2 protein-coding genes are annotated in these 1,304 nt (G+C 68.9%); one reads left to right on the forward strand and one right to left on the reverse strand.

All coding sequences use genetic code 11. From position 1 onward, the window contains the following. Window positions 1–352 precede the first annotated feature (352 nt). A complete protein-coding gene (locus CIB93_RS36965; RefSeq protein WP_096633128.1) occupies window positions 353–778 on the reverse strand; it encodes a hypothetical protein in 426 nt (141 codons plus the stop codon). Between the two features lie 102 nt (window positions 779–880). Here CIB93_RS36965 and CIB93_RS36970 point away from each other — a divergent pair. Beyond that, window positions 881–1,304 (forward strand): hypothetical protein (locus CIB93_RS36970; RefSeq protein ID WP_096633129.1); only part of this gene is annotated, 424 nt, incomplete at its 3' end.

Consider the following 1,304-nt stretch of genomic DNA (forward strand, 5'->3'; position numbering starts at 1 on the left):
CCCGCGGAGCGGGTAAGAAGCTGCTTCGCAGCTTCCCAGCGAACACCCCCGCTTCGCGGGGGTGTTGAGCCGAGCCGCGTTGCGGCTCGGGCCCGGCTTCGCCGGGCGAGCCCCCTCCGCTTCGCTCTGGGGGCTTGAGGGGTTTCGCTGCGCTCTCCTCCCCTTACATGCTCCTCGGCTTCGCCTCGGGGCATGTACCCGCTTCGCGGGGGCTGGCTACGAGTACGAGAGTGGCTGACGTCCTGTCAGGCTGCTTCCTTCATGCAGGACTTTGGGTGATTCCGGATCTGAGGGCCGTGCCCCTTCCCCTGTGAGGCTGGGCCGATCGTTTCAGAGCGGCCGTGGTGTGGGATCAGTCGTGCTGCCGGCTGTTGGGCCGGGGCGTGGCGTTCTTGCCGTTGGGCTCGCGGTGGATCTCATGCGCGACTTGGCGCAGTTCTTCTTCGCCGTAGGCGGTGCGGATCCCTGAGGGGGTCATGCCGCTGGCTTCCGCGAGGGACTCCAGCCGGTAGGGGCGGGTGCCGTGGAACTCCCGTCCGTAGGCGAGGAGTCGGCGGATTTCCGCGTCTGCCGCGGCCTTGCGAGCTCGGGCCTCTTCGAGGGCCAGGTAGAGGGGGTCGGTGTCGAGGCCGTCGCTGGCGGCTTCCAGGTGGTGCGCGTCGGTGGTCCGGTGGTCCTCGATGGCGGCGCAGATGTCGGGGTAGAGGTCGGCCGGCGTGACGCTCTCGGGGGTGGGCATGGGGTTGCGGATGGCGGCGAGGTCGGTGACCAGGTTCATGATTACGATGGTCGCACTCTTTTGCGTTCATCGCAATAGTTCAAATCGGCTTCGTTCGGGCGGTGTTAGGGCGCACCGCTGCAGCACGAGCAGGGGAGGCACATGGACGATGACCGTGTCGGCGCGGACCGTGTCGGCGCGGTCGGCATCTGGCCGGCCCTGGGCATCTGGGCGGACTGGGAAGGCCGCAAGCTGCGGCAGGCATGGTGGCATCCCGCCAAGAACGCGGTAGCGGAGCAGGCGCTGCTGCCCGCTGATCTCAAGGCTCTGCAGGTACTCGGTGCGATCGCAGTCGGGCAAAGCAGGGCTCGCCTCTTCGCGGGTGTGCAGGCGGGCGTCGGGACCGAGCGTGTGGTGCTGTGCCTGCGCGGCACCGTCGGCGCTGTCCAGGTACGTGGGTCGGTTGCACTGCTCGCTCCGGCTCTGAAAGGCCGTACGAGGGCGGCGTTGCTCCGCGGTGCCCAGGAGCACCGGCTGGCGGGGCGTTGCGATGAGGCGGCAGCATGGAGTGCGGCAGCGCGTGGGG

Origin of the sequence: Streptomyces sp. WZ.A104, from assembly GCF_002382885.1 — a bacterium.
In the GTDB taxonomy this organism is placed as follows: Bacteria; Actinomycetota; Actinomycetes; order Streptomycetales; family Streptomycetaceae; genus Streptomyces.